This window comes from Arthrobacter sp. H14 (assembly GCF_000520495.1).
In the GTDB taxonomy this organism is placed as follows: domain Bacteria; phylum Actinomycetota; class Actinomycetes; order Actinomycetales; family Micrococcaceae; genus Arthrobacter_C.
Window position 1 is genome coordinate 61,887 of record NZ_KI914641.1, and the last position, 796, is coordinate 62,682.

Below are 796 nucleotides of genomic sequence, written 5' to 3' on the forward strand. Positions count from 1 at the left end.
CCCCTGCCGGTCACCCCCGCAGCCGGGGCGGGGCAGGCTGACGGTGCTGCTTCGCCATCGGGCCGGCCGTCCCGGCAACTCGATCTGCCGGAGGAACGCGAAGACCAGGAACCGTCCAATCGGCAAAGGCGAAGGGGCGGCGGACTCGATCTGCCGGAGGAAGGCGAAGACCGGGAACTATCCAATCGACGACGGCGCAAGGGTGGCGGACTCAGCGCATTGCAATGGGTGTTGCTCGTGTTCGTGGTGGCTGTCGTGGCCGCCGCCGCGGTCGTGGTGACCATGCTGCTGCTGGGGCCAACCGGCGTCGAACCCATCGATTACCCATCGGTTCCCGGCGAGCTTGGCCAACATCTGGAAGACCTGCAGGAAAGCGTGGTTCCGTGATGAAACTGAACAAGCACCTGCTGCACGGCGCAGCGGTCGGAGTGCTCAGCGTCGGATTCCTGTCCGGCTGCGGTTCCGGATCAGAGTACGGTTCCGCTGCGGCCAACGAACTTCAGGCTGCCGTTCAGGTGGTGACGCAGCTTTCCGCGGATGAACAGTATTCCCGGGCCATGGAGGCACTGCAACGGTTGGAAGAAAGGCTTCAATCGGTTTCCTCGGACGGTTTGGTCAGCGAGGACCGGCGGCAGCAGATCGAAGGGGCCATCGTCGTCGTACAGTCCGATCTAAAGGCGAAGATCGCCGACGAGCGGGAGAAAGAGGGAAAGTCGGAGAATTCCTCCAACAACCAAGAGCCGCAGGCGCCCGCGCCGGCACCGGCTCCAGAGCCACCGGCCCAACGACCTTCGGG

1 protein-coding gene and 1 pseudogene are annotated in these 796 nt (G+C 64.6%); both read left to right on the forward strand.

Annotation, left to right across the window (positions count from 1 at the left end):
• Window positions 1-387: pseudogene (locus Y707_RS31305) on the forward strand (hypothetical protein); the annotation flags it as partial.
• Window positions 384-796 (forward strand): hypothetical protein (locus tag Y707_RS31310; RefSeq protein ID WP_162150184.1); only part of this gene is annotated, 413 nt, incomplete at its 3' end. The pseudogene Y707_RS31305 and the gene Y707_RS31310, both read left to right, overlap by 4 nt.